We start from the raw sequence: 24,836 nt of genomic DNA, 5'->3' as shown, positions 1-24,836 counted from the left end.
ACCGGGCACAAAAGTCAGCCCTGCCCGGCGGTTTTGCGTAGAAGTGGCGCGGTGCCGTCCCGCTGGCACCGAATTTTCGCTGTTGTACCGCTTTTTTTTGCATCATGGCCCACGACGACCAATCCTCTGCCCCGCGCCCCGACACCCTTATCAGCAACCTCACCGGCTACCTCGATACCCGCATCGACCTGGTGCGGCTGGAATTGCAGCAGCGCGTCAACTCGTTGTTTGTTAACGTGCTGCACGGGGTGTTTCTGGCGTTTTTCGGGCTGATGTTCTTCCTTTTTCTGAACCTGTACGCCGCCCTGGCCCTGAACGACGCGTTCGACAGCCCTTCGCTGGGCTTCGCGGCCGTGGCGGGTTTCTATTTGCTGCTGCTGGTGCTGGTGCTGGTGGGCATCGATAAAAAGGCGTTCCAGGGCCTGGCTGACAAAACGCTGAAAGACGCCATTTACAAAGCCGACAAACGCTAAGTTCGTCCCTCCTTACCCCCTCTCTTTGCCATGAGTGACCCGCACAACCCGCTTTTTGAGAACGAGAAAGAGTTCTTGGAGCAAAAGAAACGCGAATACGAGCGTGCCCTGCGCGGCGACGTTGCCCAAATCAAGGAAAAAACCGTGCAGGTGGGCAAAGTGGCCGCGGCCGGGGCGGGCCTGGCCGGCAGCGTGTGGCTGATTACGCGCCTGCTGGGCGGCAAGAAAAACCGGCCCCGCCGCTACGACAACGACAGCGGCCCCGCGGCCGGGGAGCCGAAGGGCAAAAAAGACAAGAAGGGCCCCAAAGACCCCAACGCCCCCAAGTCGGCGGCCGCTTCGGCCGCCGTGTTTCAGGAGGTCCTGGGTTTCGACGAGCCGGCCGACAAGTGGGCCCCGGTGCGGCCGGCCGGGCCGCCGCCGGCCCCGGCGGCCCACGACCCCGACCCTTTCGAGCCCCAACCCGCGGCCCCGGCCTTACCGAAAGCCCCGGCTGTCAAGCCTTTGACACCGGTGAAACCGAAAGCTGCTGCCCCCAAAAAGGACGCTCCGGCATCGGGCGAGCCCCGCGGTTCGTGGCTTAAGTCGGCGGCGGGGAGTACGTTGGGCACGCTGGTCAAGGCCGCGTGGCAGTCGGACACCGCCCGGGGCCTCATCACGCAGGCCCTGGCGGCGGGCGTGGCGGCCGTGGCCGGGCATTCGGCGGTGAAATCGGCCGTGGAGGATGCGCAAGCGCCCAAAAATCCCGACCTTGCGGCCCGCGCCGATGCGGCCGCCGCCGATGCGGGGGCCGCGGGGCCGTTTCCCCCCGCCCAGCCCAGCTCCCCGGATGCCCCCCGCCAGCACCCTGCTTGATTCATTCGTTGCCCTCCGGCGGCACGGCCGCAAGGCACTGGCCGTGCTGCTCGACCCCGACGACTTCACCGAAGCCGGCGTGCGGGACTTGCTGGCGCGGGTAGCCGCGCAGCCCGTCGATTACTTTTTTGTGGGGGGCAGCTTGGTGCTGAGCGCGCACCAAGCGGCCCTCGTTGCGTTGCTGAAGGCCCATAGCCCCGTGCCGGTGCTGCTGTTTCCGAGCCACAGCCTGCACCTGGACGGCCCCGCCGACGGCTTGCTGCTGCTCTCGCTCATTTCGGGCCGCAACCCCGAATTCCTTATCGGGCAGCACGTGGTGGCCGCCCCGCGCCTGCGGGCCAGCGGCCTGGAGCTGCTGCCCACCGCGTACCTGCTCGTGGACAGCGGCCGGCCCACCACGGCCTCCTACATGAGCGGCACGGCCCCGCTGCCGCACGACAAGCCCGGCATTGCCGCCGCTACGGCCCTGGCCGGCGAGCAGCTCGGCCTGCGCCTCACTTACCTCGACGGCGGCAGCGGGGCCCTGCACCCGGTGTCGGCGGCCATGATAGCCGCCGTACGTGCCACGGTTGACGCCCCCGTCATCGTGGGCGGGGGCCTCAATACGGCCGAAAAAATTGCCGCCGCCCTGGCCGCCGGGGCCGACGTGGTGGTGGTCGGCAACCGCATCACCGAAGAGCCGGCCTTTCTGGCCGAGGCCGTGGCCGCCGTGCGCGGCGCCAAAAAACGGCTGGCGGTGAGCCAGTAAGCCGCGTGGCCATGTGGCGCGGCCCTTGCCGCTATTCCACGCCCCGTGGAAATGCAAAAAGCCCCGCTGGTCAACGCCAGTGGGGCTTTTCAATAGCAATGCCTATCGGTAAGGAGTCGTAAGTAATTTGTTCGGGCCCACTAAATCCGCGGTTAAATGTTCATCGCCGACTCGCGGCGGCGCATCTTGCCGGCGGGGATGCCGAACATCATCTTGAAGCGGCGGCAGAAGTAAGCCGTGTCTTTGTAGCCCACGTCTTTGCCGATTTCGCGGATGCTTTTCTTGGTGGTGCGCAGCAGGAACACGGCCCGCTCCATGCGCTGGTACTCGATGTAGTCCTGCGGGTTGATATTGGTCAGCATCTTGAAGTACTGGCCCACGTAGTCCTCGCTCACGTTGGCCACGCCGCTGAGGACCTTGTTGCTCAGGTCGCCGCCGAGGTGCTCCTTGATGTAGTTGAAGAGGTCAATCAGGCGGGGGTCCTTGAAGTAGGTGCTGTTGGTGGCCAGCTGCTCCACGAACATGTTGTTTTGCAGCACGTAGCGCACCACTTCCACCACGATGTTCTCGGTGTAGATGTTGATGAGCCGCTCGCGGCCGGGCAGGTCCTGGATGCTTTCGGCCACCACCTGCTTGATGAGGGCCCCCAGCTTCTCGTTGCGGTTGATGAGGAACGCCGGCACGTCGAGCGAGGCGAAGAAGTTCACCGAATCGAACACCTTGGCGTCGAAGCTCACGAAGCTGTGGCTCTGCTCGGCGTCGCCAATCAGGTCCAGGTGGTCGTTCGAAGAAAAAAACTTGTCTTTGTTGGTAATCAGGTCGTCGTTGGTGATGACGCGGCCGCCGGGCTCGGGGCCGTAGCCCACCCGCGTGCCGCGGCCGCCGGGAATGAACAGCATCTCGCCTTCTTCGACCAGGTGCGAGTCTTCGCCGAAGGTGATGCGGCCCTTGTGCAGGAGGATAAGCGTGTTGCCGACGTCGTAAGAATTGCGGACGGTAAACGGCTGCTGCAATATCAGATTCTTCGATTTGATATAGCGGACACCTAACGATTCAATGACTTTATTGTAATCTTCCATTTTGTTTGGCGTTGGTTAGCCGGTTAATAGTTGTAGAGTTAGTGCAAATACAAATAAATGTTACAATCCCAGTGCAATACAACAGATAAACAACGAGAAAAACTAAAAACCCAGCCAAAAATTGGCTGGGTTTTGTGCAAATAATCTGAAAATGTGGCAATTCCGCTTATTTGAGGATTTCCCGCGAGATTACAATTTTCTGAATTTCGGAGGTGCCCTCGTAAATCTGGGTGATTTTGGCGTCCCGCATGAAGCGTTCGACGTGGTATTCCTTCACAAAGCCGTACCCGCCGTGAATCTGCACCGCTTCCACGGCCACGTCCATCGCCGTTTTGGAAGCGAAGAGCTTGGCCATGGCCCCGGATTTAGCATAATCGCCGTGGTGGTCCTTGTCGGCGGCGGCTTGCAGGCACAGCAAACGCGCGGCGTCGATGTTGGTGGCCATGTCGGCGAGCTTAAATTGGATTGCTTGGTGCTGGGCAATGGGCACGCCGAAGGCCTTGCGCTCCTTGGCGTACTTCAAACTCAGCTCCAGGGCCCCCGAAGCAATGCCCAGGGCCTGCGCCGCGATGCCGATGCGCCCGCCCGCCAGCACCTGCATGGCGAACTTGAAGCCGAAGCCGTCGGCCCCGATGCGGTTCTCCTTGGGCACCACCACGTCGGTGAACATCAGCGAGCAGGTGTCGGAGCCGCGGATGCCGAGCTTGTTCTCCTTGGGGCCCCGGAGGAAGCCGGGCGTGTCCTTGTCCACAATCAGCACGTTGATGCCGCGCGATTTCAGCTCGGGGTGGGTTTGGGCGATGACCAAGTACACCGAAGCGGTGGTGCCGTTGGTAATCCAGTTCTTGGTGCCGTTCAGCAGGTAGTGGTCGCCGCGGTCTTCGGCGGTGGTGCGCTGGCTGGTGGCGTCGGAGCCGGCTTCGGGCTCGCTCAGGGCAAAGGCCCCGATGATTTCGCCCGAGCACAGGCGGGGCAGGTACTTCTGCTTTTGCTCCTCGGTGCCGTACTGCTCCAGGCCCCAGCACACCAGCGAGTTGTTCACGCTCATGATGACCGAGCACGAGGCATCGACCTTGCTGATTTCCTCCATCGCCAGCACGTAGCTGATGGTGTCGAGGCCGCTGCCGCCGTATTCGGGGCTCACCATCATGCCCATGAAGCCCAGCTCGCCCATTTTCTTGACTTGCTCGGCGGGAAATTTCTGGTGCTCGTCGCGCTCAATCACGCCGGCCCACAGCTCGGACTGGGCAAAGTCGCGGGCGGCGTCGCGCACGGCCAGCTGCTCTTCGCTAAGCTGGTAAATAGAGGAAGTCGTGTCGGTTAGCATATGATGAAAGCGGCCGGGGCCTGGGGTGGGAGTGAGAAAATCAAGCAACACAAAATTAACCTGCGGGTTGCCCTTTAGTACTAACAAGATACAAAGCCGGCGGAAGATAGTCGGCACGCCGAGCAATTTTGGAAATCGATTGCGCGTTTTGCTACTACATTTAAGGCCTGAAATTCACTCCCCCACTCAACGGTTTTCATTATGACGGTAAAAATTTTACTCCTTGCGGGGGGCACCCTGCTGGGCAGCGCCACCGCCGCTTCGGCCAGCGGCTTCCAGGTGAACCTGGGCGGCCAGAAAAACATCGGCATGGGCGGTGTCGGCGTGGGCTTGTCGCTTGACCAGGCCGCCATGTACTACAACCCCGGGGCGCTGGCTTTGGTGCGCGACAACGGCGTGCAGGTGGGCGTGAACGGGGCCCTGGCCCGCGTAAGCTACCGCAGCGGCGACGGCGGCCCCCAGCGCAACCTGCAAAACTCGGTGGTGACGCCGTTCAACTTCTACGCCGGCTTCGGCCCCAAGGACGGCAAGTACAAGTTCGGCGTGGCCGTGTACACGCCCTACGGCAACAAGCTCACTTACGACCCCGCCTGGGAAGGCCGCTACGCCCTCACGTCCATCGACTTGCAGTCCATCTACGTGCAGCCCACCTTCTCCTACGCCCTCACCCCGCAGCTGAGCGTGGGCGCGGGCCTCACGATTCTGGCCTACGGCTCGGTGAACCTGCAGAAAGACTTGCCCCTGCCCACCGGCACCGGCCATATTGAGCTGGACGGCAAAGCCAAAACGCAGTTCGGCGTGAACGCCGGCATCTTTTTCAAGCCCTCCGACAAGCTGAGCTTCGGCCTGAGCTACCGCTCGAAGATGGACGCCAAGGTAGAAAACGGCAGCGTCACCTACTCCGGGCTGGCCACGGGGGCCAGCGCCGCCGCAGTCAACCGCAGCTTCACGGCCACCAACTTCGGGGCCACGCTGCCCCTGCCGGCCGTGGCGGCGGCGGGCATTGGCATCATGCCCACCGACAAGCTCACCATCGGCCTCGACGCCGCGCTCACGTTCTGGAGCGACTACCGCACCCTGGACTTCAACTTCAGCGGCAACAACGGCAACGCCGGCGCCGCCACCGACGCCAACTCCGGCCTGGTGGGCGGCAACAGCGTCAGCAGCTCGAAGCGCTACTACCAGGACGCGCTGGCGTTCCGGCTGGGGGCCCAGTACAAGGCCAGCGACAAGCTGTACCTGCGCCTGGGCACGTCCTACGACTTCACGGCCGTGAAAGACGGCTACGTGGGCCCCGAAACGCCCGACTCCGACCGCCTCACCGGCTCGGCTGGCCTCTCGTACCACGTCACGGACAACTTTGGGGTGGACGCCTCCTTCCTGTTTGAAAAGCTGCTGCAACGGACCCAGACCCAGCAAGACCTCATCAGCGCCGGCACCACCGACCGCGTGGCCGGCACCTTCCGCACCGATGCTTACGTGCCCGGCTTGGGCCTGCACTACAAGTTCTAAGCTTCTTCCCACTCGCCTCCATTCCTAAGTCTTTATGAACTCAGTTTTTAAGCACTCCGTGCCGGCCCTGGGCCTGCTGGGCCTGGCGCTGGGCGGCTGCCAGCCCAACATCGACGCGCCCCAGATTTCGGCCGGCTCGGCCACGTTCACCACGTACCTGGCCGTTGGCAACTCGCTCACGTCGGGCTACGCCGACGGGGGCCTCTACCTCGACGGCCAGCTCAACTCGTACCCCAACATTCTGTCGCAGCAGTTCGCGCAGGTGGGCGGCGGCGCGTTCACGCAGCCGCTGTTCACCCCGGCCCAGTCCAACGGCTCGGGCTACCTCAAGCTGACCGGGTTCACGGCCGCGGGCAAGCCCATCACGGCCAACGTGACCACCAACCTGGCCATCCGGGGCGTTAGCTCCGCCAACGGGCAGTACCTCTACACCAAGTACACCGACCCGGTGAACAACCTGGGGGTGCCCGGCATTCGCCTGGCCGATATCCAAACCGTGGGCTACGGCAGCGTGGCCGGTAACGCATTTTTTGAGCGCATCACGCCCGATGCGTCGGCCGGGCAAACCTACTTGCAGCGGGTGCAGGCCACGGTGGGCGCGCTCAAGCCCACGTTTTTCACCGAGTGGCTGGGCAGCAACGACGTGCTCCTCTACGCCACGGCCGGCGGGGGCTCGCCGTCCCCTACGGCCGCCATTACGTCCACGGCCACGTTCACGGCCAACCTTGGGCTGGTGCTGGACGCGCTGACTACGGGCGGGGCGAAAGGCGTGGTGTCCACCATCCCCGACGTGACGGGCATTCCGTTCTTCACCACCGTGGGGCCCTCGTTCCGGGCCACGCTGGCGGCCGCCAACGTGCCCACGGCGGCCCCGTTTGTGTACACCACCGGCATCCTGGCCCCCGGCCAGCCCAACACCCGCGTGGCGGGTACGCTGGCCGACATTCGCACCGGGGGCGTGGGCACGCTGCTGCTCACGCTGACTTCCTCGGACTACGCCGGCCTCTACGGGCAGCCCACCGGCAAGTACTGGCGCGACTACTATCGGCAGCTGAAGCCGTCGCTGCCGGCCACGGTGCCCAACCTGAGCGTGTTTCTGCTGGCCATGGGCGTTGACACGACCAAGGCCTTCGGCCAGAGCACGGGCAACCCCTTCCCGAGCATTCTGGTGCTCGACGGCACCGAGCAAGCCAACGTGGCCACCGCCACCAATGCCTACAACGGCATAATCTCGTCGGCGGCCGTTACCCGCGGATTGGCGCTGTTCGATGCCAACACCTACTTCCGGGGCGTGGCCACCGGCGGCCAGGCCGCCAATGCCGTGAACAACACGGCGTCGTACGTTTCGGGCAACATCTTCGGCCTCGACGGGGTGCACCCCACGCCCCGCGGCTACGCCTTGGTGGCCAACGAAATCCTGCGGGCCATCAACGCCAAGTACGGCAGCACGTTCCAGGACGTGAACGTCAACAACTATCGCGGCGTGGTTTTCCCGTAGTTTTCCCGCAGGGTTTCGTGCCCCAAAGCAAAGAGGCAGCCCCGTGCAAAGCAGGGCTGCCTCTTTGCTTTACAGCGCGGCGGGTGGTTGGCAGGGGCGCAAAGCGCACAAAAAAGCCGTCCGGCCTGGCGCACAAGCCAAGCCGGACGGCTTTTTTGACGGCAGTCGTTGGCGTGGGTGCCACGCAGCGCCACCACACCGCGACCAGCTTAGAAATCCTCGTCCAGCGAGAACACGTTGTCGTTGCGCTCGCTCATCACGCCGGCTTTCTGGTACTCGGCCACGCGCTTCTCGAAGAAGTTGGTTTTGCCCTGCACCGAAATCATTTCCATGAAATCGAACGGGTTGGTGGTGTTGTATATTTTGCCGCAGCCCAGGGCCACCAGCAGGCGGTCGGCCACGAACTCGATGTACTGCGACATCGTCTTGGCGTTCATGCCGATGAGGCTCACGGGCAGGGCCTCCGTTACGAACTCCTGCTCGATGGCCACCGCGTCGGCGATGATGGCCTGCACGCGCTCCGTGGGCAGCTTGTTTTGCAGGTAACCGTAGAGCAGGCAGGCGAAGTCGCAGTGCAGCCCTTCGTCGCGCGAAATCAGCTCGTTGGAAAACGTGAGGCCGGGCATCAGGCCGCGCTTCTTCAGCCAGAAGATGGAGCAGAACGAACCCGAGAAAAAGATGCCTTCCACGGCGGCGAAGGCGACGAGGCGCTCGGCGAAATTCTCAGAGTTGATCCACTTCAGGGCCCACTCGCCTTTTTTCTGTACGGCGGGTACCGTTTCAAGAGCGTTGAAGAGGTAATCTTTCTCTTTGGGGTCTTTGATGTAGGTGTCAATCAGCAGCGAATACGTCTCGCTGTGAATGTTTTCCATCATAATCTGGAAGCCGTAGAAGCAGCGGGCCTCGGGCAACTGCACTTCCTGCATGAAGTTGACGGCCAGGTTTTCATTCACGATGCCGTCGGAGGCCGCGAAGAAGGCCAGCACGTGCTTGATGAAGTGGCGCTCGTTGTCGTTGAGGTTGTTCCAGTCTTTCTGGTCCTGGCTCAGGTCGATTTCCTCGGCGGTCCAGAACGAGGCTTCGGCCTGCTTGTAGAACTGCCACACGTCGGCGTTCTGGATGGGAAAAAGCACGAAGCGGTTGGGGTTTTCGGCGAGGAGCGGTTCCATGCGGTAGCGGCTAGTGGTGGCGAAGAAGCGGGAAGGTTGACGGGGAGCAACCCGGCCGGGCCGCTGGTTGTTTTGGCCGTCTGGTGGCCCCTCCGACTTCAAAGATAGGCAACTGGAGGACTACCTGAGGCCCCAAAAAATTATAAAAACCCGGGCTTTCGGGTAAAAAATAAGCGCTGCCCTAAACCCTTTTTCCCGGTAGTGTGCCGTTCCTTCCAATTGGGAAACATTCCAGTAATACTACAGAAAAACATCGAAAATTCACCCATTTACAGGTACTTATCCACACGAGGCCTGTGGATAAGTGGTACTTGTCCACAAAAAGCACCTTCCCTCAATCCAATTGGGGTGGGGCTGGTTTGGGCCGGGCTGCCGGGCCAGGGGGCGCTGTTACAAAATTTGGGGCACGAAGCGACGGCTTCCGAACGCCGGGCGAATGAAGATTAACGACTTAGGTTTGGTTTTTCGAAAGCGCCCTCGTACTTTTGCCTTCCGATTTTCAGAAACCCCGCGCAGACCGATGTACGCTATTGTCAATATCGCTGGCCGACAGACCAAAGTTGAAGCCAACAAATTCGTTTACGCCTACAAGCTGGCCGGCAACGTCGGCGACACCGTGCAACTGGGCAACGCCCTGCTGACCGATGACAACGGCTCCATCACCTTAGGGGCCCCCACGTTGGACGTGGCCGTGACCGGTACCATCCTCGCCCACGTGAAGGGCGACAAGGTGCTCGTCTTCAAAAAGAAGCGCCGCAAGGGCTACCAGAAGATGAACGGCCACCGCCAGGATTACACCAAGGTAATGATTAACAGCATCGGCTAGTTATTGAGCGGTTAGCCAACAGCTGTTAGCTGTTGGCTTTCTGTTCTACTGGCAGTTGTCTTATTTTTAACCCGAAGGCCAATAGCTAACCGCTATTAGCTAACCGCTCAAACAAAATGGCTCACAAGAAAGGTGTCGGCTCGTCGAACAACGGCCGCGAATCGCATTCCAAGCGCCTCGGCGTGAAAATTTTCGGTGGGCAGGCGCTCATCGCCGGCAATATCATCGTGCGCCAGCGCGGTACCAGCCATCACCCCGGGGCCAACGTGGGCATGGGCAAGGACCACACGCTGTTCGCGTTGGTCGACGGCACCGTGCAGTTCAACAAGGGCCGCAAGGACCGCTCGTTTGTGACGGTGGTGCCAGCCGTGGCCGAAGCCGCGTAAGCTTAGCGCTGAGAAATTGACCTAAAGGCCAACGCAAGGGCTGCCCCACCGGGGCAGCCCTTTTGTGGTTTCGAGCGGCTCCGGACCGCTAGTGGCCGAAATATACCCGCAGGTTGATTTGAGCGGCCACGGCCCAGGCGCGGCTGGGCAGTTGTTCGGGCCGGTGGTAGTAGTAGGCCGGGGCTTGCAGGCCCAGGCCGGCGCTGGCATCGAACAGCAGCGGGTGGCCGGCCCAACCGCGCTGGGTGCCGGCCAGCAGGTAGAGCCCGGGCGTGAGCTGGGCGGGGGTGACGCGGGTCCGGCCCCGGCCCCGGGCCGCCGCCAAGTCTTGCCACTCGCCGTTGCCTTCGAGGGCCAGGTAATCGCCGAAGCGGGCGGGGTGGGCGAGCGAATCGGCCGCGGGGGCGTGGTGGTAGTAGCAGCGCATGCCCAGGGCCCCGGCCCCGCCCGCCAGCGGCAGGGCCGCGCCCACCCGGCGGCCGCGCGGGGCGCGGCCCGTGGGCAAGTACGCCTCGGCCTGGGCGTAGAAGCTGAACTGAGGGGCCACGCGGTACTCCAGGCCCAGCGCCAGCGGCACCACCAGGCGGCCCCGCACTTCGGGGATGACGACCAGGTGCGCTAGGTTGAAGCCGACTTTCACCCGCAGCCGGGGCGGCGGGCTCTGCTGCGCTAGGGCCCGCCCGGGGCCCATGCCGGCCACCAGCACCACCGCCAGCATTAATTTGAACAGCCGCATGGGAACCAGTAAAATCCCGGGTACAATCAATTCCCTAAGTTAGGCGCAAATCATCCTGGGGGCCCGCGGCGGCGGCCAGCTGGTTCAGAAACCGGCTGATTGGCGCGGCGTGGCTGACCACCAGGAAGTGGCCGGCGTCGGCCACTAGGTAGTCGATGCCGGCGTTGGGCGCGGGCAGCAGCCGGTCGCGCCCGCCGTGCAGCCGGGCGGCGGGCCCGGGGCCCGGCACGCCCGGCCAGCGCAGCAGCTGCCCGATGGCCCACCGGGCAAACGCGGGGTCGGTGTCGGCGATAATCTGCCGGAGCAGCGCGTACTCGCCGCGGGTTTTCACCCCGAAGGCCCACCCGGCCAGGCGGGGCATTTGCTGGAGTAGCGCCGGGGGCACGAGGCGGTACAGGCCGGTGGCGCGGGCGAGGCGCAGCAGCCACCGTAACTCATGGGGCCCCGCCAGGCTGGAAACCAGCACCGCCCGCGCCCGGGGCCGCAGCCGGGCAACTTCCAGCGCCAACAGGCCCCCGAACGACACGCCCACCACCCAGCACGGCTGCCCGGGCGGCACGGCCGCGGCCAAGCGGGCGGCGTAGTGGGGCAGGCCCTCGGCGGCCGACTGCGGCGGCAGCCATTGCAGCACGTGCACCGCGCCCGCCAGCTGCCACCGCTGAAACACCCGCTCGTCGGCCCCCAGGCCGGGAATTAAGTAGAAAACGGGCTCCTCGCTCACGGGTCGAGGCGCACGTACACGCCTTCGAGGTAGAAGATGTTGTGGGGCTGGGGGTCGTCTTCGCCTTCTTCGTCGGCGGGATAGGTCACGGACAGCTTGAGGGCCACGCTGGGCAGGGGCACGGGCGGGGCCTCGTCGGAGTTGAACTCGAGCAGGGCGGGCCACTCGCTGGCGGCCAGCGCGTCGGCCACTTCTTCCTGGAGGGTGGCGGCGCGGTCGGTGGCCAGGCGCAGCAGCGTGTCGAGGGACTGGAACGGCAGGGCGAGGTGAAAGAAGTGCAGCTCGCCGTCGAAGTGGGTGGTGGCCCACACGGTCACGTCGTCGGTGTTGTCGAACACGATGGCCACCACGTGCACTTCTTCCACGAAGAAATTGGCGTCGTCGGCAATGCTGTCGCTCAAAAGTCTCATAAATCACTGATTATGCAGATTTGAGGGAGGTTTCGCAGATTGAAACGGTGCTAAAGGCGGTCAGTGTTTGTCCGACTACGGCAGATAAAAGCTGCGTAGCCACCGGCCGGCCGTCGTAATCTACGATTTGGTTGAAATTGAATCTGCGAAATCAATTTCAAAGCCGCACAATCTGCGATTCGTCGGCGATAAACAGCTCCAGCGTAATCTGGTCGGCCAGTAGCTTGCCCGCATCGGTCAAAGTAAGCACTTCGTTTTGGATGGTGGCCCAGCCCTGGGCCGTGAGCGCGGCCAGGTAGGCCGGGTGCGCGGCGGCCAGGTCGAGGCCCAGGGCGGTGCGCAGGTGGGCCAGGTCGCAGCCGCGGGCCGTGCGCAAGGTGGTGAGCAGGTACTCGTTGGCCCGGTCGCGGGCGGTGAGGACCTCCACCGTGGCGGGCACTTCGCCGCGTTCCAGCACGGCGGCCACGTACTGCGGGTTGTTGGCCACGGTGAACTGGCGGTTGGTGCCGTCGAACGAATGGGCGCTGGGGCCCAGGCCCAGGTAGGGCACGCCGCGCCAGTAGCTGCCGTTGTGGCGCGACTCGCGGCCCGGCCGGCAGAAGTTGCTGATTTCGTACTGGCCGTAGCCGTGGGCCCGCATCTGGGCCAGCAGCCGCTCGAACTGCACGGCCACGAACTCGTCGGGGGGCGCGGCAAACGTGCCCTTGCCCTGGCGGCGGCCCAGCAGCGTGCCGGGCTCGATGGTGAGGGCGTAGGCCGAGATGTGGGGCACGCCGAGCGCGAAGGCGTTGGCCAGGTCGGCTTCCCAGATGTGGTGGCCGGGCGCGGGCACGCCGTAAATCAAGTCGATGGACAGGTTTTCGAAGCCCGCGTCCTGGGCCCGGCGCACGGCCGTGGCCGATTCCTGGGCGGTGTGGGCCCGGTTCATCAGCCGCAGGTGCGGCTCGTAGAAGCTTTGCAGGCCGATGCTGAGGCGGTTGACGGGTGAAGCCGCCAGCGCGGCCAGCTGGGGGGCCGTGAGGTCGTCGGGGTTGGCCTCAAGGGTGATTTCGGCCCCCGGGGCTACGGCAAAATGGCGGTGAATGGCTTCAAATATTAGCCCCAATTCGCTGGCCGTTAGCAAGGAAGGTGTGCCGCCGCCGAAGTAAATGGTATCGAGCGTCGCCTGGGGCCCCAGGTAATTTTTCCGCAGGGAAATTTCCTGCACCAGGGCGTCCACCAAGCGGCCCTTCAGGGCCAGGGAGGTGCTGAAGTGGAAGTCGCAGTACGAGCAGGCTTGCTTGCAGAACGGGACGTGGAGGTAGAGGCCGGGCATGGGCGGCAAAACGGGGGATGCGGCCGTTTTACATTCGGGAAATTAAACGCCGGCTGGCGCGTTATCGTCCCCGAATGTACGTCCGGTTTTTCCTGCGTTTTGGCTGGCTGCTGGGCTGGGTGTGGCTGCTGGGCCGGGGCCCCGCGCTGGCCCAGACGCCCACCCTCGACCCCGCCGCGCCCAACCAGCCGGGGCTGGCCCCGCCGCCGGTGCCGCCGCCCGCCCCACCCGGCCCCACGGTGCCCAAGCGCTTGGTGCGCCCCCGCGTGCTGCGCCTCGACGCCGCCCCCGCCGATGCGGCCCGGCTGCGTCGCTACAAGCCCCGGCCCGCCGTGCCCGACTCGCTGAGTGCGCTGCGCGAAATCCGGGAGCTGGTGCTGGCTTTGCAGGGCGAGTCGTACCTCACGGCCTCGGCCGACGAAATTCGCTGGGGGCCCGACACGGTGCGGGCCCGCATTTTCGTGGGCGAGCCGTTTCGGTGGGCCTACCTGCGCAACGGCAACCTCGGCGACGGCCTGCTGACGCGGGCCGGCTACCGCGAGAAGCTGTATCGCCAAGCCCCGTTCCGGCCCGCCGAGTGGGCCCAGCTACAGGAACGGGTGCTGGCGGAGGCCGAAAACCAGGGCTACCCCTTCGCCACGGTGGGCCTGGACTCGGTGCGGCTCGACGGGCACACCATTGCCGGGCGCGTGGTGCTGAAGCGCGGCCGGGCCATTGTGTTCGACTCCATCCAAATCGTGGGCTCGACCAAAACGCGCAAGCAGTTCCTGACCAAGTACGTGCAAATATTTCCGGGGCAGCCCTACAGCCAGCAGCGGGTGCAGGCCGCCGCCCAGCTCTTGCGCCAGCTGCCCTACCTGAAGGTGCGGGCCGAGCCGGAGGTGCGCTTCGCCCGGGGCCGGGCGCGGGTGTACCTGCTGCTCGACGACCGGCCGTCGAACCAGTTCGACGCCATCGTGGGCGTGCTGCCCAGTACCGGCACGGGCCAGGGCGTGCAGTTCACCGGCGACGTCACCATCAACCTGCGCAACCTGAAGGGCGGCGGCAAGCAGGTGGGCCTGCAGTTCCGCAAGGTCGATGCGCTCTCGCAGCTGCTCGACCTCCAGTACGTGCACCCCAACTTCTTCGGCACGCCGCTGGAGGTGGCCGGCAGCTTCAACCTGTACAAGCAGACCGACGCGTTTCTGACAGTGCGGCCGCGCCTGCAAGTGACCTACCCCACGGCGCGGGCCGGGCGGCTCACCTTTTTTGTAGAGCAGCGCAACTCGCGGCTTTTCACCGACAGCGCCGCCGCCCGGGCCCTCACGGCGCTGCCCGAAAACATTGATTCCCAATACACTTCCTACGGCCTCAGCTACGCCTGGAACACGCTCGATGACTTGTTCTTTCCGCACCGCGGCTACCTGCTGAATGGCCAGGCCGCCGTGGGCACCAAGACTATCACTAAAAACCCCGACCTGAACGACACTCTATACACCCGTCTGCCGCTGCGCTCCACGCAGGTGGCGCTGGCGCTGCGGGTTGAGCGCTACACGGCCGTGGGCCGCGCGGGGGTGCTGATGCTGCGCGTGCGCGGCGAAAGCCTGGCCAACCAGCGCCTGTTCCTGAACGAGATGTTCCGGTTGGGGGGCCTGAACTCGCTGCGGGGCTTCAACGAGAACCAGTTCTACGCCAGCGCCTACGCCGTGGCCACGGCCGAGTACCGGCAGTTCATCGGGCCCGAATCGTACGTGTTTTTGTTTGCCGACCAGGCGTATTTGCAGCAGAAATTCTCGGAGCGCAACCCGGGCAACCTCCACGACCAGCCCACGGGTTTGGGCGCGGGCCTCAGCTTTCGCACGCCGGCGGGGCTGTTTCAGTTCGTGTACTCGGTGGGCCAGTCGAGCAGCGCCAACCAACGCTTCGCACTGGGCAATTCTAAGATTCATTTTGGCATCACCAACCGGTTTTGAGGCGGGGCAGGCTGCCATGGCGCGAGTGGATGGCCAATTACTAGCCAGATTGGCCGAATGGCTGCATTAGCAAAAATAATAGCCAGCCAGATTGGCTGAAATCGGCGGCCGCCCGGGCCCCCGCGGATATGGTACGGGCTTTGATAATACTGGTGCGTGGCCGACCCTGTAACCGGCTCCCCGCTATGAAACTTATCAGCTCGAAAACCATCCGCGATTTCGCCCCCCAGCTCGACCTGCTCAACACCATCGGTGGGGGCGTGGCCCAGCCCCAGGTGCGCCTCGACAAGCGCGAGAAAGGCGTTATCCTGCGCGTGGCCCTGCCCTCGGCCTCGCCCGAAACCTTCCACGTGGCCCTGCACAACCAGCGCCTGACCGTGTACGGCGCCTACCGCCACCAGCCCGACGACGAGCTGTCGGCCCCGCTGTTTGTGCGCGTGCTCGACCTGCCCGCCAACCTCGACGTGGCCCGCATCGACGCCGTGCAGCACGGCTCCGAGCTGCGCGTGCGCATCCCTTACAACCGCCTCAACGACGAGCCCCGCGAGCTGAACATCCGCCACGGCGAGTAATCGTCCTTTTATACCGCCGGGACCGACCGGCACCGCCGTCCGATGATAGGGCCGGGACCGACCGGCCACCTTTCTTCCCTCCGAATGCTTGCCCACCGCCCACCAGCGGTGGTTTTTTCTGAACGGCTACAACCTGAGAGGCCCGGCGGTGGTAGCTTGCTTGTCATTCCGGCCTTCCGGCCCTTTCCCGTTGTAACCATGGAAAATTCTCAAAATTCGCCGGCCCCACTAGGGCCCCGCACCGTTCAGCTTTCGGCCGAAGAAGCGGCCCGTATCCAGTCCCATTTCATGACGCGGGTGTACGGGTGGATGGCCGCCGCCCTGGGCATCACCGGGGGCGTGGCGCTGTTCGCCTCGTCGTCGGCTGCCTTGCAGCAGCTCGTGTTTGGCAACCGCTTGGTGTTCTTGGGACTGCTGCTGCTGGAACTGGTCATCGTGGGTTTCCTGTCGGCGCGGGCCCTGCGCTGGACGCCGGCGCAGGTAACGGCCGCGTTCGTGGGCTATTCCGTGTTGAACGGACTCACCATCAGCTTCGTGTTCATGGTGTACACCACGGCTTCCGTCGCCTCCACCTTCTTCATTGCCGGGGCCACCTTCGGAGTGATGAGCGCCTACGGCCTGCTTACCAACGCCGACCTCTCGAAGTGGGGCAACCTGCTGTTCATGGGCCTGATTGGACTCATCGTGGCTTCGGTGGTCAACATGTTCTGGGCCAACTCCACGCTGTCCATCATCGTGTCGTTCGTGGGCGTATTGCTGTTCGTGGCCCTGACGGCTTATGATACACAGAAAATCAAGCAGTACGCCTTCATCGGCTTGACGGAGGGCGAGGATGCCGACCACGGGGCCGCCACGCTGGGGGCCCTCACCCTGTACCTGGACTTCATCAACCTGTTCCTGTTTTTGCTGCGCATTTTCGGCCGGCGGCGCTAGCGCGGCGCCCCGGCTTTTAAATCCTGGCGGTCCGGTGGGCCGCCAGGAATTTTTTTGCCCGGCCGGGTTCAGAACAACGGCACCAGCAGCACGAAGCTCATCAGCAGGGCAACGTAGAACCAGCCCAGCACCTGCCCCCGGTAGCGGCGCGGCAGGCGGTTGCTGAGCCCCAGCAGGGCCCCGATGGCCAGGGCCAGGTGCAGCACCGCGAAGGCCATGGCCTTCACCCAGTTGCGCACGATGGTGTTGTCGGCCTGGCGCTGGTTGCTTTCGCCCAGGCCCGCCACCAGCCAGCGCAAGCCGTAGTAAGCGACGACTTCAAAAGCCACGAACCCGAGCAGGCCGACCAGCCACGCGGCGGGGGCGGTTTTTTTGGGCACGTCGGCCATACCGGTTTGTTGGGTGAAGAAAAGGTGACGGAAAATTACGGCCGGGGGCGGCCCAGCACGTCGGCCGTGCGGGCCCGGACGTACAGGTCTTCCACTTTGGTGCGGGCCCAGGGCGTGCGGCGCAGAAAAATTAGGCTCGACTTAATGCTGGGATTAATGGCGAAACAGTTGATTTTCAAGCGCTCATCGAGGCCCGGCCAGCCGTAGGCCGCCAGCAAATAGTCGAGGATGGCGGCCAGCGTGACGCCGTGCAGCTCGCGGATGAGGTAGCCCGCTTCGTCGCGGGCGTCGGCAGGAAGGGGCACGGCGGCGGGGTAAGAAAAGTGGGTACGGGGGGACAAAGTTGGCACAAACCGGGTTGCCGAAGTACGCGGCCCGCCCGGGCCGGCGTTATTTTTGGCCAAGCCCGCGTTTCATGCCCCGCCTCCGCCCCACGCCCCCTGCGCCCGTTGCCGCGCCGCGCCCCCCGGGGCGGGGCCCGGCGGCGCGTTGGCTGGCCGGGGCCTTGCTGGTGGGCCTGCTGGGGGCCGGCGTGTTCTACGCCCGCCACACCGGGCAGCTCAACCGCTACGCCCGCCGGGCCTGGGCCACGCTCACGCGCGGGGGCCTCACGGGCCGCGAGCGCACGCCGCTGCTGGCCGGCTTCTCGGTGCACGGCATCGACGTGTCGGCCTACCAGGGCCGCATCGACTGGCCCGAGGTGGCCCGCCACGCGGTGCGCTTCGCCTTCATCAAGGCCAGCGAGGGCGCGAGCCTGCGCGACCCGCGCTTTGCCCACAACTGGCGGGCGGCACGGGCGGCGGGCATTTGCCGGGGGGCTTACCATTACTTCCGGCCCGACCGCAGCGGCGAAGAGCAGGCCCGCTTGTTCATCCAAACCGTGCCGCTGGCCCCCGGCGACCTGCCCCCGGTGCTCGACGTGGAGGCCGCCCAGTTCCACGACGTGGCCGTGATGCGCCGCGAGGTGGCCACCTGGCTGCGCCTGGTGGAGGCCCACTACGGCGTGACGCCCATCCTCTACTCCAACCACGGCTTCTACCGCCGCCACCTGGCCGGGCACTTCGACGGCTACCCCCTGTGGCTGGCCCACTACGAGGTGGACCGCCCCGCTCTGCCGGCCAGCAAGTGGATTATCTGGCAGCATTCCGACGAGGCCTACGTGCCCGGCATCCGCGGCGCAGTCGATTTTAACGTGTTCCAGGGCAGCTACGCCGCGCTGCTAGCCCTGCGGGTGCCCGCGGCCCCGGCGGCCAAGCCCGCCGGACGGTAAGCGGGCCGGTAATAAAAAAGCCGCCCGGCGGCACTGCGAAACGCACTGCTGCCGGGCGGCTTTCCGTGGGGCCCGGGCGGGCCAGGCAACTACATTTTGGGCGCAGCGGCGGGCGTCATGGTGCCGCCGTCCTTCATTTTGTCTTTCTTCATCATCTTGCCGTCTTTTTTGGCCATCGCCTTCTCGCTTTTCTTCGTCATCTTGGCGTCTTTCTTGGCCATTTTGTCGTCGCCTTGGGCCGAAGCGCTGAAGAACGAAGCGGTGAGGGCAAGGGCGGCAACGAGTTTCAGGGTGGTTTTCATGGGAATGTTGAAAAAGGGGTAATAAAAAATTGAAATGTCCCGAAAGGTGGGCGGCAGACCTGAACAGAAGATGAAGAATATTTTAAACAGCCAAATTTTGTACGGCGCAAAATGGTCCCGTCGGGCGGCCCTGGCCGGCGTTTTGTTGGCGGCGGGGCTGCTGGCCGGGGGCTGCGGCAGCAGCCGGGTGGGCTTCACGCAGACGGGCCAGGGCTCGTACTACGCCGACAAATTCAACGGGCGGCCCACGGCCAGCGGGGCCATTTACCGGCCGGGCAAGATGACGGCCGCCCACAACACCCTGCCCTTCGGCACCCGCATCCGGGTGACGAACGTGCGCAACGGCCGCTCGGTGAAGGTGACCGTGAACGACCGGGGCCCCCACGTGGCCGGGCGCATCGTGGACGTGTCGGGCAAGGCCGCCAACCAGCTCGATTTGAAGCGGGCCGGCGTGGTGCCGGTGCGCCTCGAAGTCATCGGGGCGGCCCCCCGGGCCGCCCGCCGCTAGCTATGTTTGCCCCATGAACATCCGCAAGAAAGTAACCTGGACCTGCCCGCCCGGCCTGGGCCGCTTCGCCGCCCTCGACCACTGGGTGCGGGCCGCCGAGGCCCAGGACTGGTCGGAAGAAGAAGTCCAGACCGTGCTCGACGAGGTGGTGGAGGCCGACGACGACGCGGTCGGCCTCGCGGTGCTGGCCTGGTACTCGGCCCGGGCCTAATCGGCCCGTCAAGCCACGGGGCCGCCCGGTGCGTACCGAACGGCCCCGTGGGCACCCGCGCCAGGGTGAGGGGATTAACCCTTCTTTTGCTTGTCGAGCTTGGCCTTGGCTTTTTCAGCTTCTGCGTCTTTCTTGGCCTGCTCTTTTTCTTTCTCTTTGCGCTCTTTCTCCAGCTTTTCGCGCTTGCCCGGGTACTTCAGGTCGTACTGCTGCACTTTCAGCAGGCTGTCTTGCGCGGCCAGCGTGCGCTTGGCCGTGACGCGGCCCGTGAGCGAGGCCACGTCGCCGTCGGCCATCTGGGTGGTGGTGCCGGTGGGCGACGTCACGAGGCCCGTGGGGCTGACGGTATAGCCGCTGAGCAGCTTTTTGTCGGCCGTGAGGGGGTTGGCCAGGCCTTGCTCGGTGAGCACGACGCGGCCGTTCGTCATGGCCAGGCCGTCCTTCACGCCCGCGGCGGGGGTGGCGGCGGTGCCCGCAGCGGCGGCGGCGCGGGCCCGCAGCGGCAGCACCGTGCGGCGCGGGGCCAGCTTGGTTTGGGCCTGGGCCCCGGCGGCCCCGAGCAGCAGGGCCCCTAAAATTACAAAACGAAGCGAGCGGACCATAATGGTAGAATTGGAAATTAATTGTACTTAAAAAAGTTTTATTTACGTAACCTGAACGCGGACTGGGCGAAGATATTACGTTCTTTTCAAACCCTTCCGCCTTCTTTGCAAAACCGGGGCCAACTGCCCGGGCCGGGGCGCGGAAACGCGGGCCGGCCTGCTTACGTTTAACCATTGCCGAGCTTCCCGACGGCTCCGTGCTTGCTTCCTTTCTACCATGGCCGCTAAAATATCCGACGACGAACTCTACCGCGCCTTCCGGCAACAAGTCAACATGACGGCGGCGGTGCTGGAAAAGTGGCTGCAAACCGACGAGTCGAAAAGCGTGGGCCAGGCCAGCGGCGACGGCGAGAGCATCGGCCACCACTCGGGCGCCCGCATCGTCGAGATTTTGCATAAAAAGCAGGCCGCCCTCACGGCCGACGACGTAGCCCACCTGCACAAAGTGCATTCCTACATCAGCCGCCACGCGGCCCAGCGCCCGGCCGGCGACGTGGCCCACACCCCCTGGCGCTACTCGCTGATGAACTGGGGCCACGACCCACTCAAAAAGTGAGTGGGCGAACGAGTGAATGAGTGCTGCCCTATTCCATCTCCTCATTCAATCATTCAACCCTCACGCATTCGCTCACCGATAATGGAATACAAGGACTATTACAAAACGCTGGGCGTGGAGAAAACCGCCACCACCGAGCAAATAAAAAAGGCGTACCGCAAGCTGGCCCGGCAGTACCACCCCGACGTGAACCCCAACGACGCGGGGGCCGAACAGAAATTCAAGGAAGCCAACGAAGCCAACGAGGTGCTGAGCGACGCCGAAAAGCGCCAGAAATACGACCAGCTGGGGGCCGACTGGCAGCGCTACGAGCAGCAAGGGGCCGGGCGGGGCGCAGCCGGCGGGCGCGGCGGCTTCGGCGGGGCGGCGGGCGCGGGCGGCGGGTTCGACTGGAGCCAGTACGCCCAGGGCGGCGGGGGTGGCAGCCCGTTTGGCAATGAAGGCGGCGATTTCTCGGATTTCTTCGGTTCCATATTTGGCAATACCGGCGGCGGCGCGGGGCGCGGCACCCGCCCCGGCGCGGGCCAGGACTACCAGGCCGAGCTGGAGCTGAGCCTCGAAGACGCCTACGCCGGGGGCCCCCGCACCATCACGGTGAACGGCAAAAACCTGCGCCTGACCGTGAAGCCGGGCGTGGCCGACGGCCAAACCATTCGCCTGCGCGGCCAGGGCGGGCCCGGCCGCAACGGCGGGCCCGACGGGGCGCTGCTCCTCACATTTCGCCTCGCGCCCGACCCGCGCTACGCCCGCACCGGCAACGACCTCACCCAGGACGTGCCCGTGGACCTGTACACCGCCCTGCTCGGCGGCGAGCAGACCGTGGCCACGCTGGGCAGCCCGGTGAAAATCAAAATCAAGCCCGAAACCCAAACCGGCACCCGCCTGCGGCTGCGCGGCAAGGGCTTCCCCGTGTACGACCAGCCCGGCCAGTTCGGTGACCTTTACCTGCGCCTCACCGTGGCCTTGCCCCAGCACCTCACCGACGAGGAAAAAGGGCTTATCCAGCAGCTGGCGGCCCTCCGGGCCCCCCAGGCGTAGCGTTTCTTTCCTTTCGACTTCGGTTTTTTCCCTCCCGCTTATGTTCGTCCTCACCTTCCAGGAATGCTCCGTTCGCTACGGCCTGAACGCCGAGGAGCTGCGCAGCTTTGTGTCGTTCGGGCTGTTGCGCCCCGCCCCCGCGCCCGACGCGGTAGAAATCGACGACGAGCCCGACGAGCTGCTGCCCCGCCTGGCCCGCCTGCACCACGGCCTGGGCGTGCCCACCGAAGCCCTCGACCTGGTGCTGGCCATGCGCCAGCGCCTGCTGGGCCTGCAGGCCGCCCTGGCCCACGAAACCGCCCGGGCCCGCCAGCTCGAGCAGTTCCTGCACGGCCGGGGCCCCCTGCTGGACGGATGAATTTCAATTGGCAATGAGCAATGAGGAATTAGCAACCGAGTCGATGACCACTTATTGCTCACTGTTTATTGCTTATTCCTCATTGCTAATTCCTCATTGAATTCAGGCAATGGCCAGCGCCAATGTGGCCCCCACGGCCGTGGCCCCCAGCTTGGCCCAGTTGAGGCGGTGCCCGGGGCTGTTTTCGAAGAGGATGGTGGTGGAAACGTGCAGGAAATTGCCGGCCACCAGGCCCAGCAGGGCGGCGTAGGCCCCCGCCCCGAGGCGTTCGTGCAGCACCAGGTAGTTGCTGCTCAGGATGCCGGCCGGGCCGGCCAGCGCGAACAGTAGTAGCCCGGGCCACGCCGCCCGCGCGGGGCCCGGGCGCTGGTGCAGCAGCGTGGCCAGCGCAAACGCCGCCGGAATGTGGTGCAGCGCCACCCCGGCCACCACGGCGTAGTACGCCGACCCTATCGCCCCACCCGCCGCCGGCACCAAGATGCTACCCTCCAAAAACGAGTGCACAGCCAGCGCCGCCAGCAGCAGCAGCGGCACCCGGCCGGCGCGGGCCCCGGCCGGGTGCACGTGGCCGTGCTCCACGCCCTGCGAGAAGACCTCCAGCAGCACCTGCCCAAAAAAGCCCGCCAGCACCCAGTACCCCACCCGGGGCCCCTGGCCCGGCACCAGCTGCCAGGCTTCGGGCAGCAAGTGGGTGACGGTGAGCGTGAACAAGTAGGCCCCGCTGAAGGCCAGCAGCGGCACGAGCGCCGCCTGGCCCAGCGCGGCGGGCACCCGGCCGGCGGCCCAGCCCGCCGCCAGCACCGTGCCCAGCAATACAAAAATGGCAATCCACATCCGCGAGGGCGCAAAATAAAAGCGGCCGCCTGCCCCGCGCCATCCGGCGGGGCAGGCGGCCGCGGCAAAAAGGACCGGGCGGCGCGGCTTAGCGCTTCGGCTTGCCGCCGGCCGAGCGGTCGTCGGCCGCTTCTTTGGCCTGGCTGGCGTCGTTCATCTTTTCTTCGCCCTTCAGGCTCGCGGCGTCGGCCGACGTGGTTTCGTTCGCGTCGGGCATGGCCCGCTCGTCCAGCTTTTCCGACGAGTTGATGGGCCGCGGGATGGCCGCGCTTTTGGCCGCGTTGGGCATGTCGGCCGAGTCGGTGCGGAACACTTCGTCGGACCGGGTGCCGGGGGCCACCATGTCCACCGATACTTTTTCGTCGGGGCGCCAGTCGGAGGGCTCGCTGCTGCAAGCGTTCAGGGCCAGGGCGGCGGCCGCCAGGGCCAGCAGGCGGGGGGTGCAGAATTTCATGGGTCGGTGGTTAAGCAATAGCAATTGAGAAGCGGTACGTAAGGCCGGGCGGTTGGGTGGCGCTAGCGGTACTTTTTGGCCCGGCCGGGCCAGTCTAGGCCAGCAGGCTTTTGCGGCGCAGCAGGGCCTCGAACAGCTTGCGGTCGTTGTCGGAGTTGAACACGCGCAGGGGCAGGTGCAAAAACACGGGCACGTCGAACGTCTTGGCAATCCACAAGCGCCAGCCGGCCGTGTCGGCGGGCGGGGCCCCGGGCTTGAGGTAGAGCAGGTAGGCGTCGTCGTCGCGGCGCACCTTGCCAATCATGTCCCAGGTCAGCTGCATGGCTTTTTCCTTGCTCACGCGCAGCAGCAGCTGCTTCTGGTCCATCTCAAAGTTCATGCGCTCGAACAAGGGCTTGCTCTGCTCCAACTGCGTGACGCCCGTGACCTGGGCCGAGCGCAGCAGCACGAACAGCAGCGTGAGCACGAAGCTCAGCGCCAGCCACCACCACGAGTGCCAAACGATGGCCGGCAGCAGGCCGAGGGCGAACGGCACGAGGGCGTACACCCAGTCTTTGCGCCACACCTCGGCCATCGCCAGCTTGGTATAAGCGTTGGTGTCGAACTGCGTTTTTTTGGTGACGATGGCCAGCGGCGACGCCTGCTGCTGCTGGCGGAAGCCGCCGCCCCCGCCCCGTTGGTTGGGTTGGTTCATAATTGAATTGTTGAATTGCTGGGGGTTAAATTGTTGAGTCGTTCAATGGTTAATTCGTTGAATAAAAAAGCAGTCTGACGCGAACAACAATTTAGCCTTCAACAATTTAATAATGAGACCATCAGCAATTAATCTTAAAACGCTTTCAAGCTTAGGTCCAGGATGCCGGCCGAGTGGGTGAGGGCCCCCACCGAGATGTAGTCGACGCCGGTAGCTCCTACTTCGGCCAGGGTTTGCTCGGTGATGCTGCCGCTGGCCTCGGTTTCGAAGCGGCCGGCCACCAGGGCCACGGCCTCGCGCATCAGGGCGGGGGCCATGTTGTCGAGCATCAGGCGCTGGAAGCCGCCGGCTTCTACCGCCTGCTGCACTTCGGCCAGGTTGCGGGTTTCGATGACGATGGGCAGCTGGCGGCCGGTGCTAGCCAGGTAGGCCTGTGTGGCGGCCAGGGCCGGGGCCACGCCGCCGGCGTAGTCCACGTGGTTGTCCTTCAGCATCACCATGTCGAAGAGGCCGAAACGGTGGTTCACGCCGCCGCCAATCAGCACGGCCCACTTCTCGCAGAGGCGGAAGTTGGGCGTGGTCTTGCGGGTGTCGAGCAGGCGGGCGCGGGTGCCGGCCAGCAGGCCGGTGAGGTGCGCCGTGTAGGTGGCGATGCCGCTCATGCGCTGCATGCAGTTGAGCACCAGCCGCTCGGCGGTGAGGATGCTGCGGGCGGGGCCCTCCACCACGAAAGCCACGTCGCCGGGCCGCACGCGGGTGCCGTCGGGCAGGGCGTCGCGCACGTGCAGGCCCGCGTCGACGGCGGCGAAGATGCGCGGGGCCAGCGCCGCGCCGGCCAGCACGCCGGGGCTTTTCACCAGCAGTCGGGCGCGGTTGTGCGCGTCGGCCGGCACGGCGGCCAGCGCCGAGTGGTCGCCGTCGCCCACGTCTTCGGCTAGCGCCGCGCGGATGAACACGGCCAGGGCCTCGTCGGTCAAATAAGGGGGAAGCGGTTGCACCCGGCAAAGGTACGCCGGGGGCCCGGGCCGCGAAAGCGCCACGGGCGGCCACGGCAACGCCCCGCCAAAGTGGAAGCCGGGTTAAAAGTTAAAAGTGAGGAGTTGAAACC

Annotated in this window: 31 protein-coding genes; 16 read left to right on the top strand and 15 right to left on the bottom strand. The window is 65.0% G+C overall.

What is annotated here, in order from left to right; genetic code table 11:
• Positions 1–104 precede the first annotated feature (104 nt).
• From HNP98_RS08135 to HNP98_RS08125, 3 genes are read left to right on the top strand one after another with little or no spacing between them, the layout of a single operon-like run.
• Entirely contained in the window at positions 105–473 is a 369-nt protein-coding gene (locus HNP98_RS08135) for a phage holin family protein (protein WP_173809569.1), read from the top strand.
• 30 nt (positions 474–503) lie between these two features.
• Positions 504–1,328 carry a hypothetical protein gene (locus HNP98_RS08130; protein ID WP_173809568.1) on the top strand — a complete coding sequence of 275 codons (825 nt, stop codon included), beginning with the start codon at positions 504–506 and terminating at the stop codon, positions 1,326–1,328.
• A complete protein-coding gene (locus HNP98_RS08125) occupies positions 1,303–2,076 on the top strand; it encodes a geranylgeranylglyceryl/heptaprenylglyceryl phosphate synthase (RefSeq protein WP_173809567.1) in 774 nt (257 codons plus the stop codon). The genes HNP98_RS08130 and HNP98_RS08125 overlap by 26 nt, the downstream gene beginning before the upstream one ends.
• Positions 2,077–2,228: 152 nt before the next feature.
• Here HNP98_RS08125 and HNP98_RS08120 read toward each other — a convergent pair whose 3' ends face one another.
• Together HNP98_RS08120 and HNP98_RS08115 are read right to left on the bottom strand one after the other, a co-directional pair.
• Positions 2,229–3,155: an AraC family transcriptional regulator gene (locus HNP98_RS08120; protein ID WP_173809566.1), complete on the bottom strand. Its 927-nt coding sequence runs from the start codon at positions 3,153–3,155 to the stop codon at positions 2,229–2,231.
• A gap of 166 nt (positions 3,156–3,321) precedes the next feature.
• Positions 3,322–4,482 carry an acyl-CoA dehydrogenase gene (locus tag HNP98_RS08115; RefSeq protein WP_173809565.1) on the bottom strand — a complete coding sequence of 387 codons (1,161 nt, stop codon included), beginning with the start codon at positions 4,480–4,482 and terminating at the stop codon, positions 3,322–3,324.
• A gap of 201 nt (positions 4,483–4,683) precedes the next feature.
• On the opposite strand from HNP98_RS08115, the gene HNP98_RS08110 reads away from it, so the two are divergent.
• Positions 4,684–5,994, top strand: a complete 1,311-nt coding sequence (locus tag HNP98_RS08110) for an OmpP1/FadL family transporter (protein ID WP_173809564.1) — start codon at positions 4,684–4,686, stop codon at positions 5,992–5,994.
• 34 nt (positions 5,995–6,028) lie between these two features.
• Complete coding sequence (locus tag HNP98_RS08105; protein ID WP_173809563.1) at positions 6,029–7,492, top strand: SGNH/GDSL hydrolase family protein; 1,464 nt, start codon at positions 6,029–6,031, stop codon at positions 7,490–7,492.
• A 209-nt stretch (positions 7,493–7,701) separates the two neighbouring features.
• On the opposite strand, the gene HNP98_RS08100 is transcribed toward HNP98_RS08105, so the two are convergent.
• Complete coding sequence (locus tag HNP98_RS08100; RefSeq protein WP_173809562.1) at positions 7,702–8,661, bottom strand: ribonucleoside-diphosphate reductase small subunit; 960 nt, start codon at positions 8,659–8,661, stop codon at positions 7,702–7,704.
• Between the two features lie 520 nt (positions 8,662–9,181).
• Here HNP98_RS08100 and rplU point away from each other — a divergent pair.
• On the top strand, positions 9,182–9,487 hold the full coding sequence (rplU, locus tag HNP98_RS08095) for a 50S ribosomal protein L21 (protein ID WP_173809561.1): 306 nt from the start codon (positions 9,182–9,184) through the stop codon (positions 9,485–9,487).
• Between the two features lie 116 nt (positions 9,488–9,603).
• The gene (rpmA, locus tag HNP98_RS08090) at positions 9,604–9,873 is read left to right on the top strand and encodes a 50S ribosomal protein L27 (RefSeq protein WP_173809560.1); all 270 of its coding nucleotides are present in this window, start codon (positions 9,604–9,606) and stop codon (positions 9,871–9,873) included.
• 88 nt (positions 9,874–9,961) lie between these two features.
• Here rpmA and HNP98_RS08085 read toward each other — a convergent pair whose 3' ends face one another.
• The 4 genes from HNP98_RS08085 to hemW form a co-directional block, all read right to left on the bottom strand.
• Positions 9,962–10,609: a hypothetical protein gene (locus HNP98_RS08085; protein WP_173809559.1), complete on the bottom strand. Its 648-nt coding sequence runs from the start codon at positions 10,607–10,609 to the stop codon at positions 9,962–9,964.
• 34 nt (positions 10,610–10,643) lie between these two features.
• The gene (locus tag HNP98_RS08080) at positions 10,644–11,330 is read right to left on the bottom strand and encodes an alpha/beta fold hydrolase (protein ID WP_173809558.1); all 687 of its coding nucleotides are present in this window, start codon (positions 11,328–11,330) and stop codon (positions 10,644–10,646) included.
• On the bottom strand, positions 11,327–11,740 hold the full coding sequence (locus HNP98_RS08075; RefSeq protein ID WP_173809557.1) for a hypothetical protein: 414 nt from the start codon (positions 11,738–11,740) through the stop codon (positions 11,327–11,329). Before HNP98_RS08075 ends, HNP98_RS08080 begins: the two co-directional genes overlap by 4 nt.
• A 157-nt stretch (positions 11,741–11,897) precedes the next feature.
• Positions 11,898–13,055, bottom strand: a complete 1,158-nt coding sequence (gene hemW, locus HNP98_RS08070; RefSeq protein ID WP_173809556.1) for a radical SAM family heme chaperone HemW — start codon at positions 13,053–13,055, stop codon at positions 11,898–11,900.
• 74 nt (positions 13,056–13,129) lie between these two features.
• Here hemW and HNP98_RS08065 point away from each other — a divergent pair, with 74 nt between their 5' ends.
• The 3 genes from HNP98_RS08065 to HNP98_RS08055 all read left to right on the top strand — a co-directional run bounded on the left by HNP98_RS08065 (position 13,130) and on the right by HNP98_RS08055 (position 16,512).
• Positions 13,130–15,007, top strand: a complete 1,878-nt coding sequence (locus tag HNP98_RS08065) for a BamA/OMP85 family outer membrane protein (protein WP_173809555.1) — start codon at positions 13,130–13,132, stop codon at positions 15,005–15,007.
• Positions 15,008–15,192: 185 nt separating this feature from the next.
• The gene (locus tag HNP98_RS08060; protein ID WP_173809554.1) at positions 15,193–15,579 is read left to right on the top strand and encodes an Hsp20/alpha crystallin family protein; all 387 of its coding nucleotides are present in this window, start codon (positions 15,193–15,195) and stop codon (positions 15,577–15,579) included.
• 198 nt (positions 15,580–15,777) lie between these two features.
• A complete protein-coding gene (locus HNP98_RS08055; RefSeq protein ID WP_173809553.1) occupies positions 15,778–16,512 on the top strand; it encodes a Bax inhibitor-1/YccA family protein in 735 nt (244 codons plus the stop codon).
• 68 nt (positions 16,513–16,580) lie between these two features.
• Here the strand turns inward: HNP98_RS08055 and HNP98_RS08050 are convergent, their stop codons facing one another.
• A complete protein-coding gene (locus tag HNP98_RS08050; RefSeq protein WP_173809552.1) occupies positions 16,581–16,901 on the bottom strand; it encodes a hypothetical protein in 321 nt (106 codons plus the stop codon).
• A 35-nt stretch (positions 16,902–16,936) separates the two neighbouring features.
• Complete coding sequence (locus HNP98_RS08045) at positions 16,937–17,206, bottom strand: VF530 family protein (RefSeq protein ID WP_317171064.1); 270 nt, start codon at positions 17,204–17,206, stop codon at positions 16,937–16,939.
• 110 nt (positions 17,207–17,316) lie between these two features.
• Between HNP98_RS08045 and HNP98_RS08040 the strand changes: the two genes are divergently transcribed.
• Positions 17,317–18,171 carry a glycoside hydrolase family 25 protein gene (locus tag HNP98_RS08040; protein WP_173809551.1) on the top strand — a complete coding sequence of 285 codons (855 nt, stop codon included), beginning with the start codon at positions 17,317–17,319 and terminating at the stop codon, positions 18,169–18,171.
• An 89-nt stretch (positions 18,172–18,260) separates the two neighbouring features.
• Here the strand turns inward: HNP98_RS08040 and HNP98_RS08035 are convergent, their stop codons facing one another.
• Positions 18,261–18,473 carry a hypothetical protein gene (locus HNP98_RS08035; protein WP_173809550.1) on the bottom strand — a complete coding sequence of 71 codons (213 nt, stop codon included), beginning with the start codon at positions 18,471–18,473 and terminating at the stop codon, positions 18,261–18,263.
• Positions 18,474–18,570: 97 nt separating this feature from the next.
• On the opposite strand from HNP98_RS08035, the gene HNP98_RS08030 reads away from it, so the two are divergent.
• Both HNP98_RS08030 and HNP98_RS08025 read left to right on the top strand, forming a co-directional pair.
• A complete protein-coding gene (locus HNP98_RS08030) occupies positions 18,571–18,981 on the top strand; it encodes a septal ring lytic transglycosylase RlpA family protein (RefSeq protein WP_246275035.1) in 411 nt (136 codons plus the stop codon).
• Positions 18,982–18,994: 13 nt separating this feature from the next.
• A complete protein-coding gene (locus tag HNP98_RS08025; RefSeq protein ID WP_173809548.1) occupies positions 18,995–19,192 on the top strand; it encodes a hypothetical protein in 198 nt (65 codons plus the stop codon).
• A 74-nt stretch (positions 19,193–19,266) separates the two neighbouring features.
• On the opposite strand, the gene HNP98_RS08020 is transcribed toward HNP98_RS08025, so the two are convergent.
• Entirely contained in the window at positions 19,267–19,794 is a 528-nt protein-coding gene (locus tag HNP98_RS08020) for a DUF6799 domain-containing protein (protein WP_173809547.1), read from the bottom strand.
• Positions 19,795–20,011: 217 nt separating this feature from the next.
• Here HNP98_RS08020 and HNP98_RS08015 point away from each other — a divergent pair, with 217 nt between their 5' ends.
• The 3 genes from HNP98_RS08015 (at position 20,012) to HNP98_RS08005 (ending at position 21,746) form a co-directional block, all read left to right on the top strand.
• A complete protein-coding gene (locus HNP98_RS08015; protein WP_173809546.1) occupies positions 20,012–20,350 on the top strand; it encodes a DUF3140 domain-containing protein in 339 nt (112 codons plus the stop codon).
• Between the two features lie 81 nt (positions 20,351–20,431).
• The gene (locus HNP98_RS08010; RefSeq protein ID WP_173809545.1) at positions 20,432–21,388 is read left to right on the top strand and encodes a J domain-containing protein; all 957 of its coding nucleotides are present in this window, start codon (positions 20,432–20,434) and stop codon (positions 21,386–21,388) included.
• Between the two features lie 40 nt (positions 21,389–21,428).
• Complete coding sequence (locus HNP98_RS08005) at positions 21,429–21,746, top strand: hypothetical protein (protein WP_173809544.1); 318 nt, start codon at positions 21,429–21,431, stop codon at positions 21,744–21,746.
• A 102-nt stretch (positions 21,747–21,848) separates the two neighbouring features.
• Here HNP98_RS08005 and HNP98_RS08000 read toward each other — a convergent pair whose 3' ends face one another.
• From HNP98_RS08000 to nadC, 4 genes are all read right to left on the bottom strand, one after another.
• The gene (locus tag HNP98_RS08000) at positions 21,849–22,580 is read right to left on the bottom strand and encodes a ZIP family metal transporter (RefSeq protein ID WP_173809543.1); all 732 of its coding nucleotides are present in this window, start codon (positions 22,578–22,580) and stop codon (positions 21,849–21,851) included.
• Positions 22,581–22,668: 88 nt separating this feature from the next.
• On the bottom strand, positions 22,669–23,034 hold the full coding sequence (locus tag HNP98_RS07995; protein ID WP_173809542.1) for a hypothetical protein: 366 nt from the start codon (positions 23,032–23,034) through the stop codon (positions 22,669–22,671).
• Between the two features lie 94 nt (positions 23,035–23,128).
• Positions 23,129–23,728 (bottom strand): YcxB family protein, encoded by a 600-nt coding sequence (locus tag HNP98_RS07990; protein WP_173809541.1) that lies wholly within the window; start codon positions 23,726–23,728, stop codon positions 23,129–23,131.
• Positions 23,729–23,862: 134 nt separating this feature from the next.
• On the bottom strand, positions 23,863–24,726 hold the full coding sequence (gene nadC, locus HNP98_RS07985) for a carboxylating nicotinate-nucleotide diphosphorylase (protein ID WP_173809540.1): 864 nt from the start codon (positions 24,724–24,726) through the stop codon (positions 23,863–23,865).
• Positions 24,727–24,836 lie beyond the last annotated feature (110 nt).

It is taken from the genome of Hymenobacter caeli, assembly GCF_013294115.1.
GTDB classification, from domain to species: Bacteria; Bacteroidota; Bacteroidia; order Cytophagales; family Hymenobacteraceae; genus Hymenobacter; species Hymenobacter caeli.
The sequence above is the reverse complement of the archived record's forward strand: the minus strand, read 5'-3'. Positions and strand labels throughout refer to the sequence as shown.

What these genes read in the sequence shown, in the direction of transcription:
- HNP98_RS08120 (WP_173809566.1), bottom strand. Translation starts at nt 3,155, where the DNA reads ATGGAAGATTACAATAAAGTCATTGAATCGTTAGGTGTCCGCTATATC.
- HNP98_RS08085 (WP_173809559.1), bottom strand. Translation starts at nt 10,609, where the DNA reads ATGCGGCTGTTCAAATTAATGCTGGCGGTGGTGCTGGTGGCCGGCATG.
- HNP98_RS08125 (WP_173809567.1), top strand. Translation starts at nt 1,303, where the DNA reads ATGCCCCCCGCCAGCACCCTGCTTGATTCATTCGTTGCCCTCCGGCGG.
- HNP98_RS08040 (WP_173809551.1), top strand. Translation starts at nt 17,317, where the DNA reads ATGCCCCGCCTCCGCCCCACGCCCCCTGCGCCCGTTGCCGCGCCGCGC.
- HNP98_RS08105 (WP_173809563.1), top strand. Translation starts at nt 6,029, where the DNA reads ATGAACTCAGTTTTTAAGCACTCCGTGCCGGCCCTGGGCCTGCTGGGC.
- HNP98_RS08100 (WP_173809562.1), bottom strand. Translation starts at nt 8,661, where the DNA reads ATGGAACCGCTCCTCGCCGAAAACCCCAACCGCTTCGTGCTTTTTCCC.
- HNP98_RS08000 (WP_173809543.1), bottom strand. Translation starts at nt 22,580, where the DNA reads ATGTGGATTGCCATTTTTGTATTGCTGGGCACGGTGCTGGCGGCGGGC.
- HNP98_RS08010 (WP_173809545.1), top strand. Translation starts at nt 20,432, where the DNA reads ATGGAATACAAGGACTATTACAAAACGCTGGGCGTGGAGAAAACCGCC.
- HNP98_RS08015 (WP_173809546.1), top strand. Translation starts at nt 20,012, where the DNA reads ATGGCCGCTAAAATATCCGACGACGAACTCTACCGCGCCTTCCGGCAA.
- HNP98_RS07995 (WP_173809542.1), bottom strand. Translation starts at nt 23,034, where the DNA reads ATGAAATTCTGCACCCCCCGCCTGCTGGCCCTGGCGGCCGCCGCCCTG.
- HNP98_RS08005 (WP_173809544.1), top strand. Translation starts at nt 21,429, where the DNA reads ATGTTCGTCCTCACCTTCCAGGAATGCTCCGTTCGCTACGGCCTGAAC.
- HNP98_RS08110 (WP_173809564.1), top strand. Translation starts at nt 4,684, where the DNA reads ATGACGGTAAAAATTTTACTCCTTGCGGGGGGCACCCTGCTGGGCAGC.
- HNP98_RS08115 (WP_173809565.1), bottom strand. Translation starts at nt 4,482, where the DNA reads ATGCTAACCGACACGACTTCCTCTATTTACCAGCTTAGCGAAGAGCAG.
- HNP98_RS08050 (WP_173809552.1), bottom strand. Translation starts at nt 16,901, where the DNA reads ATGGCCGACGTGCCCAAAAAAACCGCCCCCGCCGCGTGGCTGGTCGGC.
- rplU (WP_173809561.1), top strand. Translation starts at nt 9,182, where the DNA reads ATGTACGCTATTGTCAATATCGCTGGCCGACAGACCAAAGTTGAAGCC.
- HNP98_RS08025 (WP_173809548.1), top strand. Translation starts at nt 18,995, where the DNA reads ATGAACATCCGCAAGAAAGTAACCTGGACCTGCCCGCCCGGCCTGGGC.
- HNP98_RS08020 (WP_173809547.1), bottom strand. Translation starts at nt 19,794, where the DNA reads ATGGTCCGCTCGCTTCGTTTTGTAATTTTAGGGGCCCTGCTGCTCGGG.
- HNP98_RS08075 (WP_173809557.1), bottom strand. Translation starts at nt 11,740, where the DNA reads ATGAGACTTTTGAGCGACAGCATTGCCGACGACGCCAATTTCTTCGTG.
- rpmA (WP_173809560.1), top strand. Translation starts at nt 9,604, where the DNA reads ATGGCTCACAAGAAAGGTGTCGGCTCGTCGAACAACGGCCGCGAATCG.
- HNP98_RS07990 (WP_173809541.1), bottom strand. Translation starts at nt 23,728, where the DNA reads ATGAACCAACCCAACCAACGGGGCGGGGGCGGCGGCTTCCGCCAGCAG.
- hemW (WP_173809556.1), bottom strand. Translation starts at nt 13,055, where the DNA reads ATGCCCGGCCTCTACCTCCACGTCCCGTTCTGCAAGCAAGCCTGCTCG.
- HNP98_RS08035 (WP_173809550.1), bottom strand. Translation starts at nt 18,473, where the DNA reads ATGAAAACCACCCTGAAACTCGTTGCCGCCCTTGCCCTCACCGCTTCG.
- HNP98_RS08135 (WP_173809569.1), top strand. Translation starts at nt 105, where the DNA reads ATGGCCCACGACGACCAATCCTCTGCCCCGCGCCCCGACACCCTTATC.
- HNP98_RS08055 (WP_173809553.1), top strand. Translation starts at nt 15,778, where the DNA reads ATGGAAAATTCTCAAAATTCGCCGGCCCCACTAGGGCCCCGCACCGTT.
- HNP98_RS08065 (WP_173809555.1), top strand. Translation starts at nt 13,130, where the DNA reads ATGTACGTCCGGTTTTTCCTGCGTTTTGGCTGGCTGCTGGGCTGGGTG.
- HNP98_RS08130 (WP_173809568.1), top strand. Translation starts at nt 504, where the DNA reads ATGAGTGACCCGCACAACCCGCTTTTTGAGAACGAGAAAGAGTTCTTG.
- HNP98_RS08060 (WP_173809554.1), top strand. Translation starts at nt 15,193, where the DNA reads ATGAAACTTATCAGCTCGAAAACCATCCGCGATTTCGCCCCCCAGCTC.